Raw genomic sequence first — 16646 nt, forward strand, 5'->3', positions numbered from 1 at the left:
CTTTCCGGTAAATAAAAGTAATAGATCAAAATTGGCGATTACCGTCAACCCCACTGATATCATCAATACAAAAAACCTGTGTAAGATCACACTATTTTTAAATCAGAAATACGGTGCGGAATGACGGATATATCATTTAGTTGAATAATTAAATGACGATTAATCATCGTAAATAAAGTAAAATCACTGGAAATTATACGCTGTTTTCCAGTGATTACTTACCAACTTTTAATATTTCATGGTTGATTTATTAAATTTTTAAGTAATGTTAACTTTAATCAACCACTTGAATATTTGGAGAATGAGCAAGATAACCAACAAGATTACCAATATTATCTTTAACATTCCATCGTTCGAAAATGGATATATACCATGAATATTTGGCTATACCTGGAGTACGTAATTTAGATCCTTGATTGAAAATATTACGAGTTTCCAGTACTACAGGATAGTCTTGGTTAGTCCCTAACGTTGCCTCTTTACTTGGAGCCGCAACTTGAGATATAGCTGAAGTTAGAGTTGGAGGCGAAACTAGCGATTGGGCACCTACCCCTGCCATATGATATAAAAATACTTGATCATCAAATTGAGCTGATAGCGTCGAGGCCCGCCATCTAACGATATCCCCTACCTTACCTTGAATTAAAAGTGTACCTTGAGCATTATTTTGGGGAACATAGATATTATTTTGAGAAGTAATGTAATAAATGTATTTATCATCCATTACCGTTGGTTTGCCAGGGTCCTTACTAATAGAATTACCGAGATCATTTGTGATAGCTTTTACATCAACAATAGCAAGAACATCAATCAATTGTACACCAATAATGGACCTTGCATCTTCCAGCTCTGTATATTCAATATTATTCATAATACTATTCCTGTTTTTATATATTGGTTTTATAAGTATTTAATTATCTAGAACTGTAATGAAAGGATCATGACCAATATATCCGATGAGTTGTTTTTTACGATATATTTTCATATACCAGACATACGAACCACGCCCCACCCTCTGCGCTGTTGATTCATGATAATATCGTGTTATTAGTCCACCATGACTTTCTCCATCTCTTTTATATACCACACTACTTATATTATTATTATCAGCTTTAGCCAAATAAGGAATAGAAATATCACCATAATCAAGTTGCGGTAATGTTATAAGCGAAACATCACCACCGTCATCAGCTTGTAATCTCATGCGGCATAAAAGTACTGTATATTCAAATTGCTGCGTCAAAGACATTGGCCTCCATCTAATGCTATCAGCAACATTAATAATTACCTCCAACTCTCCTTTAGCATTATTTTTAGGAGTATAAAGATTACCATTGCTTGTTATATAATAAAAATATTTATTATGTACTGATTTCGCCGTCCCTAGTGTTTTTGATTTACTTAAATCATAATTACTAATAATAGCTTCTACATCCACACAAATAAGAATATCTACAGTTTGATATTTCGAAATCGCTATAGCTTCGCTCATATCTATTCTCCTTCACAATAAAGTGTTAGATTGTTTAACAATCATCTATTATATTAATAATTAAGTTCAAAAAAACCACTGATATAAATCATAGTTTTTAAAAATAAATTATCTATATATTTGCAACAATTATTTAATATATAAATAAACTTCATATTAATATTGAAATGAGTAATTATTATTTTTAGTATTAAATCACCATTTGCAAACATGAGTAATTCAACATCCTCTCTTGAGTTAATATTATATTTTTGTGATATTTAACTGTAAAATTAATTTTTTATTGTTATTTATAAGAAATTAACAATAAAAACATGTAGTAAAAAAATAAAATACCGAATAATTAATTTAACTATAAATTTCTAGTTTAATAATAAAATGAAAATAAATTTGATATATTTATTAAGTAATATGGCAGTGAAACTTTTAATTTTTATATTCAATGCAATTCTGCCTATCCTTGGCGTAACACGTATATTAATTCGACAAATTAAAATACTAAGTTACATTAGCTGGTTAAATGATTAAATTACAATTAATCCTCAGAAATAACGATACTCGTTAATGGCGTATGATAGCAATAACCAATCAGCTTATTTAAGTCATCATAGATAGATATATACCATGCATATTGAGTTATACCTGGGCTACGCAGCGTAGATTTTTGATAGTAAATATGTCTTTTTTCATAGATAAAATCGGATAAAGGCGCTTGTGGCAATTCAATAATATCTTCTTCTGGAGGTATTAGCGCTTTTTTAAGCTTAGGGACAACAACATTAGTTAATGTATATACCGTCATTGGTTGAGAAATGCAATCATTAGCATCCTTTTTTTCCATACGATATAAAAACACCTTATGGTTAAATTGAGCAGATATGCTAGAAGATTGCCACCTAACTACATCACCTACCTTACCTGTAACCTTAAGTGAATTTGTAGCGTTTTTCTCGGGAGAATACACTTGATTCTCAGTGGTAATATAATATAACAAGTTATCATCAATTTTAGTCGGCTTTTTATAATCCTGGCTCAGACTGTCAAATTTATTTAAGATAGATTGCACATCAATACATATTAAAATATCTATACTCTTAGAAAATTCAGCATTATCAGTAGTATTCATAATGTTATCCCTATTATCTTATATTAATTTTGTAGTTTACAAAACGTGAATAAAAGAGCTATGAGAAATATACCCAATTAACTCAAGGTTATAATGTATGCTTATTATAAAAGTCAATCTTTCTCTACCTGATTTCTTACCTTCTGATTCTATACAGGATTGTGTTACAGATTCTACTCCATATTTAAACGGTGTACCGGGTAATTGATTATCATCTTGTTCTGGGTAATTGACCCTTGTTACTTCTTGAGTATATTTTATCGGTGCTATCGCTTTATAGCTATTTTCTTTAGTTTTTTTGTATAAGTTTACTGAATGTATCAACTGTTGAGTTAAAGATATTACTCTCCACCTGATAGTATCGCCAACACCCATTTTTACTATCAATTCACCCGTAGCATTGTCTTTAGGTGTATAAGCATTTTCATTATTAGTAATGTAATGAAAATATTTATTATCTACCATTGTAGAGTTGTCTGGATTTGCTCCTAGTTTATTATAATCATTAATGATACCATCAACATCCACACAAATAAGAACATCTACAGCTTCATTCATTTTTGTACCCCTTCATTGGATTAAGTTGCACTAAGAGTCCTCTATCATTCTAATAATTAACTACTAAACCTGAAATAACTACTGGTATAAATCACAGTTTAGATAAGAAAATTACTTATATATTTATCAGAAGTCTTTTTAGACACAGCCAAATCCCACCGATAATTTATTGTTTTAAAAAAAGAATTTATATCAAACTAATATCATGATGACATTAGTTCATAAACAGATTAGTATTCTTTTAAGATGTCGTTGTTGGTGATATTTAACTTGATCTCAACGAGATTAACCTTATCGATATTTTTTATATTAACAAACTCTACATTATGACCTTCCTTATATTTTACTTATATATAACAGTAAATTATCATTTATTTTATTGATTCAAAAGTTTGACACTATACCTTATGGATTTCAAGATGCATCGCGACGGCAAGGGAGCGAATCCCCGGGAGCATAGATAACTATGTGACCGGGGTGAGTGAGTGCAGCCAACAAAGAGGCAACTTGAAGGATGACAGGTATATAATATATTCTTCGATTCATTATCAATATTATAAATTATTTATATATACCCTATGGATTTCAAGATGCATCGCGACGGCAAGGGAACGAATCCCCGGGAGCATAGATAACTATGTGACCGGGGTGAGTGAGTGCAGCCAACAAAGAGGCAGCTTGAAAGATGACGGGTATAGCATTGAATAAATATTCATTTATCATACACCTCCCCATATAATATTGATGTAGATGCTCGTCTTGTAGCGAAGGTTTGTAAGCTTTTAAAAAATTCTCAGCGTTTAATTTATTCCCTCTGGTATTAAAGATACGCTTTCCTATATCTAATCACAAAGTGTATTTTTTTAGCTAAAGCAGCACCAAAGAAGCAAGCTATATTATTGGAATCAGCCTAAGAATAACAAAACACCGATAACATAAGATGAAACATTATATCTCATCAGCACTCAACTAAAATGTGGACGATTGTAAAAGGGATCTCTTCTTTAGAAGAAATCCCTTGTGTCATTTAATTTTACTCAATGATTAAATCATCACTATAATAATTAATTAACATAAATTATCAATTGATATTCTTCGACAAGAATTGTGTATCTGGAAGATCTTCATTTAATTCATCATAATCTTTAACTTCATTTTTAAAGGTAACAATCTTATTTTGCCCACTACATTGACTATTAGACATCATATTACAATCATCGGGAATATTCTTTTCTCTTATTCCAAGCCACTCAGAAAATAGAGTCAGAAAATGCAATCCACTTCTTTGTGCCGTTATCTCTTCACGATAAGAATAATTACTGCCAGTAATAAAAAACGGCACCTGAAAACTCTGTTTATTTTCATCATCATGTGTCAAGTTTTCCTGATCGGTTCCTTTATCAACATAAGAAAGCCCATGATCCGAAAAATAAAGCATCGTCCATCTTAAATGATGATGATTAGCCTCAGACGCAATTTCAGAAAGCAATTTATCTGTATTAGATATACTTTTTATATAACAAGAAATTTCTTCCGATTGTAAGAACAGATCATATTTTCCATTCGTTCTGACGCACGCCTGTGGGTGAGATCCCATCAGGTGAATAACAATCAGTTTCTTCTTCTTTTCTGGTATCAATGCTTCTTTAATATAAGGCATCAATTTATCATCAGGCAAATAACGCCGGTCATCAGAACTGCCACTTTTCAGGAAGTGGACGCTATCTGCCTGTTGTCCAATCAACGCAACTGGAGAATCAAAAGCACTCTTCATCCCCTGATTAGATATCCAATAAGTATAAAACCCGGCTTTTTTCGCCAATGTTATGACACTATCATTCAAATTGATCGCATTCTCACCTTTCAGAGCCAGTGAGTTAGTCAAAGATAACTGAGTCGATGCCGCTGATGAGATGTAATTTGTAAATATCTTGCCATTCGCCTTGTCCAGCCACGGCGTATTGTTATAAGGAAAACCATACGCATTCATAAAGTCCTTTCGAACACTTTCACCAATGACCATGATATAGGTTTCATATTTATCCTCTTTTACCACCGGCTGCCAAGAGTCTTTCTGTTTTATTATTTCAGCGAACCTCATTCTTTCTGAATTAACTTCTTTATAGCTCTCAACGACATCACTAAAAAATCTAATTTCGGGTAATCCTGATGCCAATAGATTAAAATCAGGATTGAAACCGGAATTTATATATCCTTTTACCGGTGACCAGAAAGCTGACAACACAAAAAATAGTGATAAAAATATTGTACTCTTTCTCTTCAGCGTCGCTTTTACCTTAAAAGATAAAATCATTAATATAATAATAGCTGACACCACTAAATAGGTAAAAATAGGCAGCCCGCTGATAAATTCGAACGCTTCATTTTTATTCGTATAAATTAAAGATCCCACTGAATTTATATCGGGATAACCATAATTCAATCCAACAGGAGAATAGATCACGCCAACTAATCCAATCATGAATACAAAAATATAATATATATATTTGTTAAAATTAGATAATAATATCAGAATTGAAAAAGCGCTAAATACATATATAAACTTTAGCTGATATCCAAGGCTTAAATGGGCCAATGAAATAAAACCAAATAAGCATATCAAAGTGAAATTTTCTTGGATTTTTTTACTCAACAGCATACTTACTCGTTTCCTTTAATCTATGCAATAAAACACCAAAAATTCATAACCTTTTCTTATTAATAGGAGTGGTTTTACAATAAGAAAATCCGTGATTAATCAACTACCATCCATGATACAACTTCAAGCAGCACCATTCAGATTGCGACACTGAGCTATTAAACTAACGCATAAAAAAACACCTTACTCATTTATCTGTAATTTAGTTAAGGATTTCCTGAGTCAGGACAGTTATTAATCTTCTATATTTGATTAACGGTATGTAAATGATATGCGTTTTTTTTGTTAATAGCAAAACTTCTGAATATATCGATCCTGCTCGTAATTTTAAACTATACTGAGTAAGTAAATCATGCACGAAGGCATATATCCGAGGAAACTGATAACTAACTGAAAAATAGTTAAAATATCTACCTTAAGCACTGTGTATCTTAAAGAAACATTATCCTCTCAATCGATATTCAGTAAAGAGAAAACGAGTCAGGTCAAGTTATCTGTTGTTAAAAGCTATTATGAACATTAGCCGCTGAAATTGATGACATGGCCCAAGCTTTTCATACAAAGCTAAACATGCTGGCATTCCAGTAAATCCAGCCAGGAAAATTCAATAAAATATTGACAATAGATAGCACACATGGAAAGAATCATCTCAAAACCATTAGGAGGTTAGTGATGAATGAAAGATTTTATCAATTAAAAGTAACGCTCACAGACTCAAAACCCGCTATTTGGCGGCAATTTGTCGTTCCCGCCTCTATTTCATTTGACAGGCTGCATGACGTGATACAGATCGTTATGGGATGGCAGGATAGTCATCTACATGAATTTCGTATTGGCAAATTGCGACTAACAGAAATGCCAGAAAGCCCATCTGATGGCAAGGAAGAAGATTTATACCGTCTGGCTGATCTGATTAAACAAAAAGGGCAATCTTTTACCTATCTCTATGATTTTGGCGATGAATGGGAACACGAAATTACTTTAGAAAACAGTGATTATCCGGCAAATGATCTTCCGCTTCCTTTTTATTGTCTGGATGGTGCTCGCGCCTGTCCCTTTGAAGATACCGGCGGGATTGATGGTTATGAAGATTTAATCGCAATACTGAATGATCCTTGCCATGAGGAATATGCAGAAACGCGGCTATGGATAAGCGAATTACTTGATTTGGATGAAGATGAACATTTCGACTTCGAGCAATTTCACATTAACAATATTAATGCTTTCTTGGCGCTCTATTATCGCTGGTCACGAGATCGTTACCATCTCTTGTGGGATTGGGAGTGAATTTAACAAAGGGACAAATCTATCATCATTGGGAAAAGTTTCAGATGAGTCACTATGACAAACATCGTGACTTGATTTGAATTAATTTTTCCCATGGAATTAGATGATACTTAACTCAGTATCGAGTGCAGTTTCTGCGGTATTTTCAGATTAGCCCTATCAAGCTGCACTGGTATTTAACACCATTATCATCACTCATTTGATATTAAATACAGTAACTATCATAGAAGGTATTACTATTGCCGGCGATTCTTATCAATCAATAGGAAATACAAACCACATGCAAAAACGAAGCATGCATATAAGATTCTCTTCTTTCACCACTCCTTTCCGGCTGCATTAACAAAGTTATTAAAACAACGACTATACCCAAGAAACTTCAAGATGCAGTTTTTAGCACCTGAAAATGGTCGTTAATTCTCGACATCAGCGAGTCCGCTATATCCGGTAGCGTTGTGGTGAAAAATTTGAAGACTTTGTCTCGAAATTCATGTTTATCCGCGAAATAACGGTTATTTCGAACCTGTTCATTCATGACCTTCCATAATCGCTCTATTGGGTTTAAATTTGGGCTATAGGGAGGAAGGTAATGTAACTTAATATTGCTAACATAAGCCCACTCCTTAACAAGATGAACCTTACTGACGACTCCCCTTCCCAAAGGTTTATTGAAAGCTGAGAGAGAATCAACAATATAATCAACAACACAATCATCATGTCCCCGTAAAAACGGGGAACTTTTCTACTTCAACTATCATCATGAAACCTGAATCTGGTTTATCCCCATCAATTCAAGGAACTCTGACCTTTTACGTCAATTACCTTTCCGGATGACGGTTGATCCCCGTAGATTACGGGGATCAAATTGCAACAAATGGAGATAGTTCTGTATTTAGCGGTTTACCCCCGTAGAAACGGGGAACAAGTCCATCTCTGCCAGCTCAAACGCTAACTGTTCGGTTTATCCCCGTTAGTACAGGGAACACGCTTCCAAATCCAAAACACAACAGTATCAGTTCGGTTCACCCCCGTGGACACAAGGAACACCAATTACTACCGACTCTATCACTGTTACTGTCCGGTTTATCCCCAGAGAGATAGGGAACACCAAGGAAGCCAATGATCAGTGTCATTCTCGTACGGTTTATCCCCGTGGGTACAATACAGGGAACCCATCCTTAGCTATATAACTATTTGGAGCACTGCTGGGTCCATCCCCATAAGTACAGGGAACATTTAGTGAACATAGTAAAGCATCACTCATGCCGCGGTTTATCCCCGCAAATACAGGGAACACTTAAATTCTCTCTTTAACGAGATTTATCGAGTTTGGTTTACCCCGGTAATGACCAGGAACACTCACTAACACGATATCCTACCACTAATTATAGCGGTTTATCCCATTAAACACAGGAAACATATTTTTCCCTGTGCAAATGTATACCAAAATTCGGGTTTATCCCCACAGAGGTGAGGAACACGGTAATTATTTTATCAATATTTCCGAGAGTAACGACCACGCCTTACTCTACAGGATGATATTAGTTAGCAATATCACTTTTTACCATGCTTTTGAGACATAACACGAACGCCTAACAACAGCGAATTTGCTACCTTTAACATCAATATCCTCATACAACAAAGAATACTGCATTACGATCTTCAACAAAAATAAATTTAAATGACATCAATGCCATTATACTGTTCTGATTAACATCAATCCACATCCCATCGCTTTAGCACGACCAAAGCCTTTCGCATACTGTTCCAAATATAGCTCACCGTTGGTAATCGTCAGAAGCCCTTGAAAATCAACACTGGAAAATTGTATTTTTTGCCCCTGCTTTTTTACACTTCGATGCTGAGTATAACCTTCAATATCCAGTAAATCGTCAAACTGAATACCCCACTGCTGCATACGACGATGATTTAACAGCCAATTACGGGCAGCATTCTCCATCATAACTTTTATTTTCCCCTGTTCCGTTTCACCTTGCTGTTTTGCCTGAAACTTAGCATGCATCAAGACATCATGACGCTGACGTTTTCCAGAAGGATCAGTAATACAGATTGTTGGATTAACGCGTAATTTGAAAGCTAAACGCTGCCCCTCCTTCAATTGAGGATAAAATGCTTTCGTTTCCACCTCAAACAATGGTGACTGAGTTTGAGGTGAGGTTTTAGATAAAACATAGAATACAGGTAATCCCATTATTCCGATCTCTTCCCGAAATAGAAATTGCCGTTTTTCGTCTGTTGAAAACAATTTCCATAACAATTGATGAGAAGTATAAACGCCATTTGCACCCAATTTTGCTAATATATTTGCTGTTTGACTCGATTGCCGAAGCACAATTTTAGACAAATACATCAACACCCTCCTCGATAGAAAGTTGATACATAGTACGTTGCCGGAATTGCCAACGCCCTCGGTTAATCGGCTCATCCCAAGGATGGCTGATTAAGATATTTGAAGAGATAATTTCATCTTTATTTCCCTCCCAAAAATAAGTCACAATACCGTTTGCGCCTAGCCACAACTTATCTTCGCTATCAGAATGAATCAGCGGTGGAAAAGAGATATCCAATGCCATTTTTAATGCCGATGACGTAATGAGTTTAGGGCTGAGAGGCAAAGCAAGCGGGCAAGATTTACGTCCAAGATGTAAGATAAATACGGGTTTAAGTAAAGCATCCCGGAATTGTTCAAGCGTAAAACAAGCGTGTTCAGTTAATGTAATAGCAACGATCCAAATACCATCACAACGATAATCACGATTAGACAGGATGGTATTAAGTTTATCTGACCTTAATTCACTTTTACGGTTCTGATGAACCACATTATTATTGTGCGTCGGCACCTGTGTCGTATGATAATCACGCATTAAAGAGCCAGGAACTGTCTGCTTAATTGCAATTAACACACTTTTTTGTAATTTTGCTAATTCAGACTCATTATCTCGTCGAATACCTAACGCTGCACCTAATAACCCCAAAATCGCAGAGCGACCAGGATACAATTCCGTTGGCCTCTCCCCCCCAACCGCAGGTTGTCCCCAACTTGCCATCGGGCCATATAATCGGAAGACTAAATATGCTTTCATTCTGCCCCCCATTACTGTGCAACAAATTCAAGCAGCTCGGTCAAAGTTCCTTCCCCGGTGAATGTGTTGAATTTATAGCGGGCATCGGCACAAGTACCGTAAACCAGATCAATATTGCGCATTTGGCTTTCTAATGCATCAATTGCCGATGAGCCCTGGTCGCTGTCGTTAATGGGCTTTAAAAATGCAACAGATAAAGAACGAGGTTGTTGTTCGCCTTTCTCAGCGAGAGCAAAACTGGCATAAGCACGAGAAGCAAAACTATTTTGTTTACCCGTAGGCGATATTTTCACAGCGGCTTCTGTTAATGCTTTAATCGCTTTATTAGCAAGGGCTTCATCACCATCCAAATTTTTTATTAATTGCGTTTTATTAATGCAGATATAACTGTAAAACAGCGCGGCGGCAAAACCCAATTCCCCTATATGGGCCGACCCCGTATCTTCCTTACCATCATTTAAATCATCCACCGCTGTAAAATAATCATCTTCAATAACCACACTATGTACACTAATAGCATGAGCGACCTGACAGGCAGCCTCGACGTTAAATGCCGGACTTGAAGCTAACATCCGACCAAACAAAGCAATATCCACCGCGGTTTGCTTAGTTTTTAATAAATTAAGCTCTTCAGCCGTTGGTGCCCGGTTCTCTTCCGTCAGCACCGCAATCAACGACATGACGGATTGTTGCTCTTCCGGGCTGATATGTGCCAATTGTTCAATTTCTAAAGCATCTTTTTTCGTTTTTCCAAAAACACCAGCAATAGTCGTAGCCAATGCTCTCGCAGATTTTTCGTTCACGCCAGCATTGATCAACGTTTCAAACACCTTGATACCAAGTCGCTTGGTGCGAATACCCATATTCTCTGATAGCACCTGTTCAAACAATTCAGAAGTACGCCAGTGACGTTTTAAACTTTGAGAACTCACGCGTAAACGTTCAAAACCGCCCATTTTCGCTGTCTTAGGCCGGCCTAAATCATCACGATTCAGATTAGATGGCGCATAGGAAGTTAATAGGTGTAATTGAATAAACTGACTCATAATAATCATCCTAAACTCAATTAATAAAAATCCGATAAATCAACTGATTTACCACTAGCAGCACGGTAATAATCCATAACCCACCTCACTTTGATACGCCTATCCGCCTTACATGGCTGTAATTGTCCATATTCAGCAAACCACTCCTCAATATCCCGCGCTAAAGCCAAAACAGAAATATTGCCTTTGATTTGCTGCAAAACCCGACGTAATCGACGTAATAATTCATTCGGTGTTTTAGCATTTTGTAATTGTGAAAATCTTAATTCACTGACCACCGGTTTATTTCCTCCTCCTTTCTTACCCGCCGCTACCGCCAATTTGATATCACTGTTGTTTTTAACATAAACTAATGCCACCGCCATCGTGGCCCAATATTCCAATTGTGCCGGATTATCTGATAAGCTAATTTCATCAGGTAAGCTGAGCCATAAAGCCCGAAAGCCTTCAGTCAACATGGCCATCTCAACACTTTCACAGCGCTTTAACTGGGCTCTATAAGTAGAAGGCGCTGGAATAATACCTTTCTCTTTTAGCTGTTTTGGTGACATAAACATACTTTGCCACCAATGCAATAATATGATTTCACTCTTACTGTCCATTACACCTCCTCTTTCCCGGAGTGAATATGATGATTAGTGATAAATGTTTTGATCTCTTTTAACGCTTTTTGTCCATATAACCCGATAATTAACTGCTGACGCGCTTTCATACGTTTCGCCATTGAACGCTCATTACCTAATTCAGATAAAGCAACATATTCATCAAATAAATCTCTACAGAGATAACGCAAGGTATTGAGCCAATGTTTGGCCTGTTCTGGTGTCAGAAACGGCACATCGGAATTTGCATTATTGATAAGTTGATGCACCACAGAAAAGAATAGGGATTCACTTTGTTGCCAAAAAGTCAGGTCAATAAAGGAAGTGTCTCCTTTCACATCAATGGGCTTTTCAAACCAAGCCGCTTTTATTTGATTCCGGCATAGCCAAATCATATTGATTGCCAGTTTTTGCAGCTCTTTGACTTGATATAGAATCTTTTCCTGTTGTTCAAGTAAGACAAAAAACAACGGCACAGTGACAGAATACCAACAACGTGCTTTCATATTATCCATATCGTAGCCAAATACCCATAGACGAGGCATTGCCCTTCGGAGTTCAGCAAAATGACCACATAAAGAATAAAAATGACTCACAACCGGCGCACAACGCTGTCCTCTCTCATGGCTGGTAAATACTAAAGCATCCCAAATTTTATATGTCACCCCTCCCGGTTGGCCTTTAATAGATAAGGGTTGTGTTGGTTTTTTAGTATCCCATTTATAGGGCGTTAACGGATGGGTCCAATTACCGGTATAATTGCCGCCATAGTTTTGTGTCCGATATTCAGAGACAGTGAACTCAGAATATTTACCTGAAATTTTGCAAATATTCTCACCCTTTTCCACTATAAGACGTATACGTCTCGGCATTGCCCAATACATATGTAAGGGATGTACATCCGTAGCATGAATTTCTGTCCCTTCATTAACACTCACTTTTGTTGGCGCTAACCAAGGAAAAACCTGTGCACTGGTTAAATCAGGTTCTGAATAATGCCATTCACTTCGACTAATAACGTTTAACCACAGTTTTTGCCATAATGTGGCATCCGTTTGTTGCGGCACCACTAACGTGGTTAATGGTCCCCCACCTCGTAATCCTACTCGATGTCCCACCCCTCCTGACGGTGCATTAATTTGTAAGGTAAACAGTGCCAAAGTCGCCATTTCAAGAGACATCACATCTCCGATGCCACGTTTAATGAAATGATCCGTATTAAGTCTTAAACCATTCGCTCCCGGTGCTTCAATTAACAATCCAGCTACAGTGGTTGATTTTACTGTTTGCAGCGGATCGAAATCCTGCATAAAAAGAGGCCCTATACCGGTAACATTAAAAGCATGTATCACTTTATTAAAAGTTTGTTGTAATACCTTCTTATCAGGTGATGTTTCATACAGAGCATGCCATTGATATTTATCTTCCGGCGCAAAAACGGTTTGTAATAAACCAATGGCAAATTGGCAAGCTGCTCCTTGAAAATCAGCACGCGGTAAAGCAAAGTCCATAACATCATGATCACATATCGCATTAATGGGCAGTACTTTTTCACTGCCATCACGTAACCGAAAGGGCAACCACGGGTCCTGAACTAAGTTCATAACACCTCCTGCTTTTATCTTTCACAAAAACCTATTGTTGAAGAATAAGTAAAATTTGGATCTTGATCTGGCAACCAAGGTTGCAAATATCTAATTTGGTAATATCTCTGCTGCAATGCATTGAGAGCAGGTATTAATTCTGTTGGAATTGGGGCTAATTTATCCGCATACTTATTTCTGGATAATTTAATCGTACTCAGTGACACTGAAAATTCGTCTGAATTTACCCAAGGTACAAGTTGTCCTGAATCACCTTTTTTCAGTAATAATACCTCAACGGTTTCAATATCACTGTAGCGAGCATTAATATCTGAATCATCCTCATACCAATTATCAGCACTTCGATCACAATAACCATATAATTGCCACTGTAACCAATAAGACTTAGCTTTAGCTGTCTGACTTCGCTCCTCATCAATTAACTCATTCTCTTGATGTTTTAATACTTCAAGCGTTTGCTCATAAGCATGACCATAAACCGCGTCAATTAATTGACGCGTTTCCGCAGGCATACGTATAGCACCCAGTTTTCTCAACACGCGCATGGTTAACCACAAACGCGCAGGCGAGCGATAAACATATTGTGTGTTACGAAAATTATGGCTTAGCCAATCTGATCCAGGTTGCTCCCTCCATTCAGGCGCATAGATACACAATATTGGTGCAGGGCGTGAATCTTTAATACCCCACCGATAAATACCATCACTATCGCGAGTATGGCGATGCAAACGCCCAGCTCGCTGAATGAGATCATCAATAGGACAAATATCTGAAATCATGACATCGGCATCAGTATCTAAACTCTCCTGGAATATCTGTGTGGTAATTAATGCTTTGCCCCGCCGCAATTCACCATGACTATTTTTATCAAAAATAGTCAATACACGATCTTCAATCTCTTTTCGGTGTTGCAATATAAACTGGCTATGAAATAACAGACAACGCTCAGGTTCAGTAAGTAAACTTCGCAGTGTCTGATAAGCCTCAATAGCATCATCTACTGTATTTCGTATCCAAACGACACATTGCCCTTGTACAATGGCGGCTAATACCTTTTCAACACAACTGCCAAAGCTATTTAAGAAATCAACTTTGACTTCCCGGCTAACATCTTTTCGGCTTGATAACGGTTGTTCAATAACGGGCAATGTGGCATTTAAACTTATTTTGGTTGCTAAAGGAAAATCGGTTTTTTGCAATAATTGAGAACTCAATCCGCCAACATTTAGCCAAATATCCGTTAAGCGTTGACGCTGTTTAAAGGTCAATGTTGCTGTCAATAAAACAGCTGAACCCCCCTGATAAAGATGCAGCGCTAATAAATTTTCCAGTAAATTAAACATAAATTCATCAGCCGCATGAACCTCATCAACGATTAATACTTTACGATTAAGCCCAAATAATCTTAATGATTGATAGCGCCTTGGTAATACAGACAATAAAGCCTGATCAATCGCTCCGATTCCGGCAGGCGCTAACAACGCCTGCTTACGTGGGTCAGCTAGCCATTGATTACACTGCGCTGAAGCAGCGATATCTGTTTTACCATCGTTTCTATCTGAGTGACCTAACGCTAAAACGGGTTCACGAAATTGATTATTCCCCCCCCACGTACCATGAGCTAAAACGATATTTGGTTTACCGTCATCCTCTATCGAGAACATTTGCTGGTAATGTTTAGCAATTCGGCTAAATATTGCATTAGAAGACGCCATTGTAGGCAAACCGAAATAAAAACCATCAGCGGCTTTTGCCTGCATCAAACGGTGTGTAAGAGCAAGAGCCGCTTCTGTTTTACCAGCTCCAGTAACATCTTCTAAAATAAACAACTGAGGAGAATCATCTACAGGTATTGATTCGGCCCACTGTTGCAATGGTGTTGCAGCAAAACCATAATATTTCTGAATGGAAATAAACGGTTTGATTACCGGCGTTCTACCTAAATTTATCGCCATAACCGCTTTTTTTGCCATTGCTTGAGCATGTTTCCAATAATCTGTTAACGGCATAGGTTTAGATTGATACGTAAAATAATGGCTATCAGAACCAATCCAATCCGCCAATATTGCAATACCAGCAAACTGCCAACTCACTTGTTCTAATTGCCGTCGCCACTCTTTGGATTGTAATTTTTCAATGGGAAACTCAGGTTGAAATAATTCAACCAAATGATGTGCAAAGAGTGTGGCAGCATTAAAATTATGAGGTTCAGTAAAATGTTTAATCGCTTTATAGCCTGTTTTCTCAATTGGCCGGCCGTGATGCCCTAATACACAATCAATGAATACCATTAAGGTATCAAACATCTCTCGCTGTTCTCTTTGTTCAGCACCTTCAATATTAACAAGTCTATTAAGTAACCCCGTTTTGATATTTTCCCAGAAATACAATCCTATACGATCATGACAAAAATAACGGCCATCATACTCTTTAGGGCAATCTGGTCGATGCAGACCTACTGCCAAACCGGGAAGTAATTTTTGAAAAGCAGATGCAAATTTACCAATATCGTGCAAAGCCAATATAAAAGAGACCATGCTTCGTAACTGCTGCGTAGATAACGCTAAAAAGTTAGCAAGATCTCTAGTTAGCGACCTTTCTAAAGAGAGCAACTGCATTCCTACCGCAGCAACATCTAAACAATGGTAAGGAAGTAGATGATAATCTGCACTATCAATCTCTAAGACTCGCTTCGCCTTACCCCAGTATTGAAAATAAATCGGCATTTCCATCTAAAATCCTTACTTAAACATCTCTTTTACCTATTTTTAGAACATAATGCGAAAATTTAGATCAGAAAAATACTAGTTTCTGTTTTTTTAGGATAATTCTGTATAAAAACTCACTACCTAAACAGATGAATTTTTGGCCTACTTCTGAGCATAAGCCAGAATTAAAGTGACATCGTAGTGCAAGGCGCAGTTTGACTGGGTAGCCAACCTATATTCATCTATCTGATAAATAAAGATAATTATATTTTAAGGTCTGTACCCGTTTTACCAAAGGTTCATTTACACTGATAACCCTGCGTATATGATGTCAGGCCAAGGTGAGATGAAAGTACTGATGGGTGTTTAGCGATGTCAATTACAATTATTCCACAAATCGCTTTTAATCCTTATCTGTATAAATTTAAGCTCTGATGCGACGGCATAACAAAAGAGCTAA

The 16646-nt window shown here is 36.8% G+C and carries 13 protein-coding genes and 1 pseudogene; 2 read left to right on the forward strand and 12 right to left on the reverse strand.

Features of this window, described 5'->3' with window-relative positions; translation table 11 throughout:
* Nucleotides 1-274: 274 nt before the first annotated feature.
* The 4 genes from CKY02_RS15000 to CKY02_RS15015 all read right to left on the reverse strand — a co-directional run bounded on the left by CKY02_RS15000 (nucleotide 275) and on the right by CKY02_RS15015 (nucleotide 3176).
* Nucleotides 275-871 (reverse strand): AidA/PixA family protein, encoded by a 597-nt coding sequence (locus CKY02_RS15000; RefSeq protein ID WP_112895907.1) that lies wholly within the window; start codon nucleotides 869-871, stop codon nucleotides 275-277.
* Nucleotides 872-910: 39 nt separating this feature from the next.
* Nucleotides 911-1492 carry an AidA/PixA family protein gene (locus CKY02_RS15005; RefSeq protein ID WP_112895908.1) on the reverse strand — a complete coding sequence of 194 codons (582 nt, stop codon included), beginning with the start codon at nucleotides 1490-1492 and terminating at the stop codon, nucleotides 911-913.
* A gap of 535 nt (nucleotides 1493-2027) precedes the next feature.
* Complete coding sequence (locus CKY02_RS15010) at nucleotides 2028-2618, reverse strand: AidA/PixA family protein (RefSeq protein WP_112895909.1); 591 nt, start codon at nucleotides 2616-2618, stop codon at nucleotides 2028-2030.
* A 36-nt stretch (nucleotides 2619-2654) separates the two neighbouring features.
* The gene (locus CKY02_RS15015; protein ID WP_112877097.1) at nucleotides 2655-3176 is read right to left on the reverse strand and encodes an AidA/PixA family protein; all 522 of its coding nucleotides are present in this window, start codon (nucleotides 3174-3176) and stop codon (nucleotides 2655-2657) included.
* 468 nt (nucleotides 3177-3644) lie between these two features.
* Here CKY02_RS15015 and CKY02_RS23965 point away from each other — a divergent pair, with 468 nt between their 5' ends.
* On the forward strand, nucleotides 3645-3884 hold the full coding sequence (locus CKY02_RS23965) for a hypothetical protein (RefSeq protein ID WP_146747454.1): 240 nt from the start codon (nucleotides 3645-3647) through the stop codon (nucleotides 3882-3884).
* Nucleotides 3885-4257: 373 nt separating this feature from the next.
* Here the strand turns inward: CKY02_RS23965 and CKY02_RS15020 are convergent, their stop codons facing one another.
* Complete coding sequence (locus tag CKY02_RS15020) at nucleotides 4258-5835, reverse strand: phosphoethanolamine transferase (RefSeq protein ID WP_112895910.1); 1578 nt, start codon at nucleotides 5833-5835, stop codon at nucleotides 4258-4260.
* Nucleotides 5836-6507: 672 nt separating this feature from the next.
* Here CKY02_RS15020 and CKY02_RS15025 point away from each other — a divergent pair.
* Nucleotides 6508-7122 (forward strand): plasmid pRiA4b ORF-3 family protein, encoded by a 615-nt coding sequence (locus CKY02_RS15025; protein ID WP_112895911.1) that lies wholly within the window; start codon nucleotides 6508-6510, stop codon nucleotides 7120-7122.
* 379 nt (nucleotides 7123-7501) lie between these two features.
* Here the strand turns inward: CKY02_RS15025 and CKY02_RS15030 are convergent.
* From CKY02_RS15030 to cas3, 7 genes and pseudogenes are all read right to left on the reverse strand, one after another.
* Nucleotides 7502-7765, reverse strand: a pseudogene (locus tag CKY02_RS15030) (transposase); the annotation flags it as partial.
* A 1053-nt stretch (nucleotides 7766-8818) separates the two neighbouring features.
* Nucleotides 8819-9493, reverse strand: coding sequence for a type I-E CRISPR-associated protein Cas6/Cse3/CasE (gene cas6e, locus CKY02_RS15035; RefSeq protein ID WP_112895912.1), 675 nt, complete (start codon nucleotides 9491-9493; stop codon nucleotides 8819-8821).
* Nucleotides 9480-10226 carry a type I-E CRISPR-associated protein Cas5/CasD gene (gene cas5e / locus CKY02_RS15040; RefSeq protein ID WP_112895913.1) on the reverse strand — a complete coding sequence of 249 codons (747 nt, stop codon included), beginning with the start codon at nucleotides 10224-10226 and terminating at the stop codon, nucleotides 9480-9482. The genes cas6e and cas5e overlap by 14 nt, the downstream gene beginning before the upstream one ends.
* An 11-nt stretch (nucleotides 10227-10237) precedes the next feature.
* A complete protein-coding gene (gene cas7e / locus CKY02_RS15045; RefSeq protein WP_112895914.1) occupies nucleotides 10238-11272 on the reverse strand; it encodes a type I-E CRISPR-associated protein Cas7/Cse4/CasC in 1035 nt (344 codons plus the stop codon).
* Nucleotides 11273-11292: 20 nt separating this feature from the next.
* Complete coding sequence (gene casB / locus CKY02_RS15050; RefSeq protein WP_112895915.1) at nucleotides 11293-11874, reverse strand: type I-E CRISPR-associated protein Cse2/CasB; 582 nt, start codon at nucleotides 11872-11874, stop codon at nucleotides 11293-11295.
* Nucleotides 11874-13478 (reverse strand): type I-E CRISPR-associated protein Cse1/CasA, encoded by a 1605-nt coding sequence (casA, locus tag CKY02_RS15055; protein WP_112895916.1) that lies wholly within the window; start codon nucleotides 13476-13478, stop codon nucleotides 11874-11876. The genes casB and casA overlap by 1 nt, the downstream gene beginning before the upstream one ends.
* 14 nt (nucleotides 13479-13492) lie before the next feature.
* Nucleotides 13493-16210 carry a CRISPR-associated helicase Cas3' gene (gene cas3, locus CKY02_RS15060; protein WP_112895917.1) on the reverse strand — a complete coding sequence of 906 codons (2718 nt, stop codon included), beginning with the start codon at nucleotides 16208-16210 and terminating at the stop codon, nucleotides 13493-13495.
* Nucleotides 16211-16646: the final 436 nt, after the last annotated feature.

Origin of the sequence: Photorhabdus bodei (genome assembly GCF_003287735.1) — a bacterium.
GTDB classification, from domain to species: Bacteria; Pseudomonadota; Gammaproteobacteria; order Enterobacterales; family Enterobacteriaceae; genus Photorhabdus; species Photorhabdus kayaii.

Bases quoted from the DNA above. Each gene is read 5' to 3' on its own strand.
- CKY02_RS15000 (WP_112895907.1), bottom strand. From the start codon at position 871: ATGAATAATATTGAATATACAGAGCTGGAAGATGCAAGGTCCATTATT.
- CKY02_RS15005 (WP_112895908.1), bottom strand. From the start codon at position 1,492: ATGAGCGAAGCTATAGCGATTTCGAAATATCAAACTGTAGATATTCTT.
- CKY02_RS15010 (WP_112895909.1), bottom strand. From the start codon at position 2,618: ATGAATACTACTGATAATGCTGAATTTTCTAAGAGTATAGATATTTTA.
- CKY02_RS15015 (WP_112877097.1), bottom strand. From the start codon at position 3,176: ATGAATGAAGCTGTAGATGTTCTTATTTGTGTGGATGTTGATGGTATC.
- CKY02_RS15020 (WP_112895910.1), bottom strand. From the start codon at position 5,835: ATGCTGTTGAGTAAAAAAATCCAAGAAAATTTCACTTTGATATGCTTA.
- CKY02_RS15025 (WP_112895911.1), top strand. From the start codon at position 6,508: ATGAATGAAAGATTTTATCAATTAAAAGTAACGCTCACAGACTCAAAA.
- cas6e (WP_112895912.1), bottom strand. From the start codon at position 9,493: ATGTATTTGTCTAAAATTGTGCTTCGGCAATCGAGTCAAACAGCAAAT.
- cas5e (WP_112895913.1), bottom strand. From the start codon at position 10,226: ATGAAAGCATATTTAGTCTTCCGATTATATGGCCCGATGGCAAGTTGG.
- cas7e (WP_112895914.1), bottom strand. From the start codon at position 11,272: ATGAGTCAGTTTATTCAATTACACCTATTAACTTCCTATGCGCCATCT.
- casB (WP_112895915.1), bottom strand. From the start codon at position 11,874: ATGGACAGTAAGAGTGAAATCATATTATTGCATTGGTGGCAAAGTATG.
- casA (WP_112895916.1), bottom strand. From the start codon at position 13,478: ATGAACTTAGTTCAGGACCCGTGGTTGCCCTTTCGGTTACGTGATGGC.
- cas3 (WP_112895917.1), bottom strand. From the start codon at position 16,210: ATGGAAATGCCGATTTATTTTCAATACTGGGGTAAGGCGAAGCGAGTC.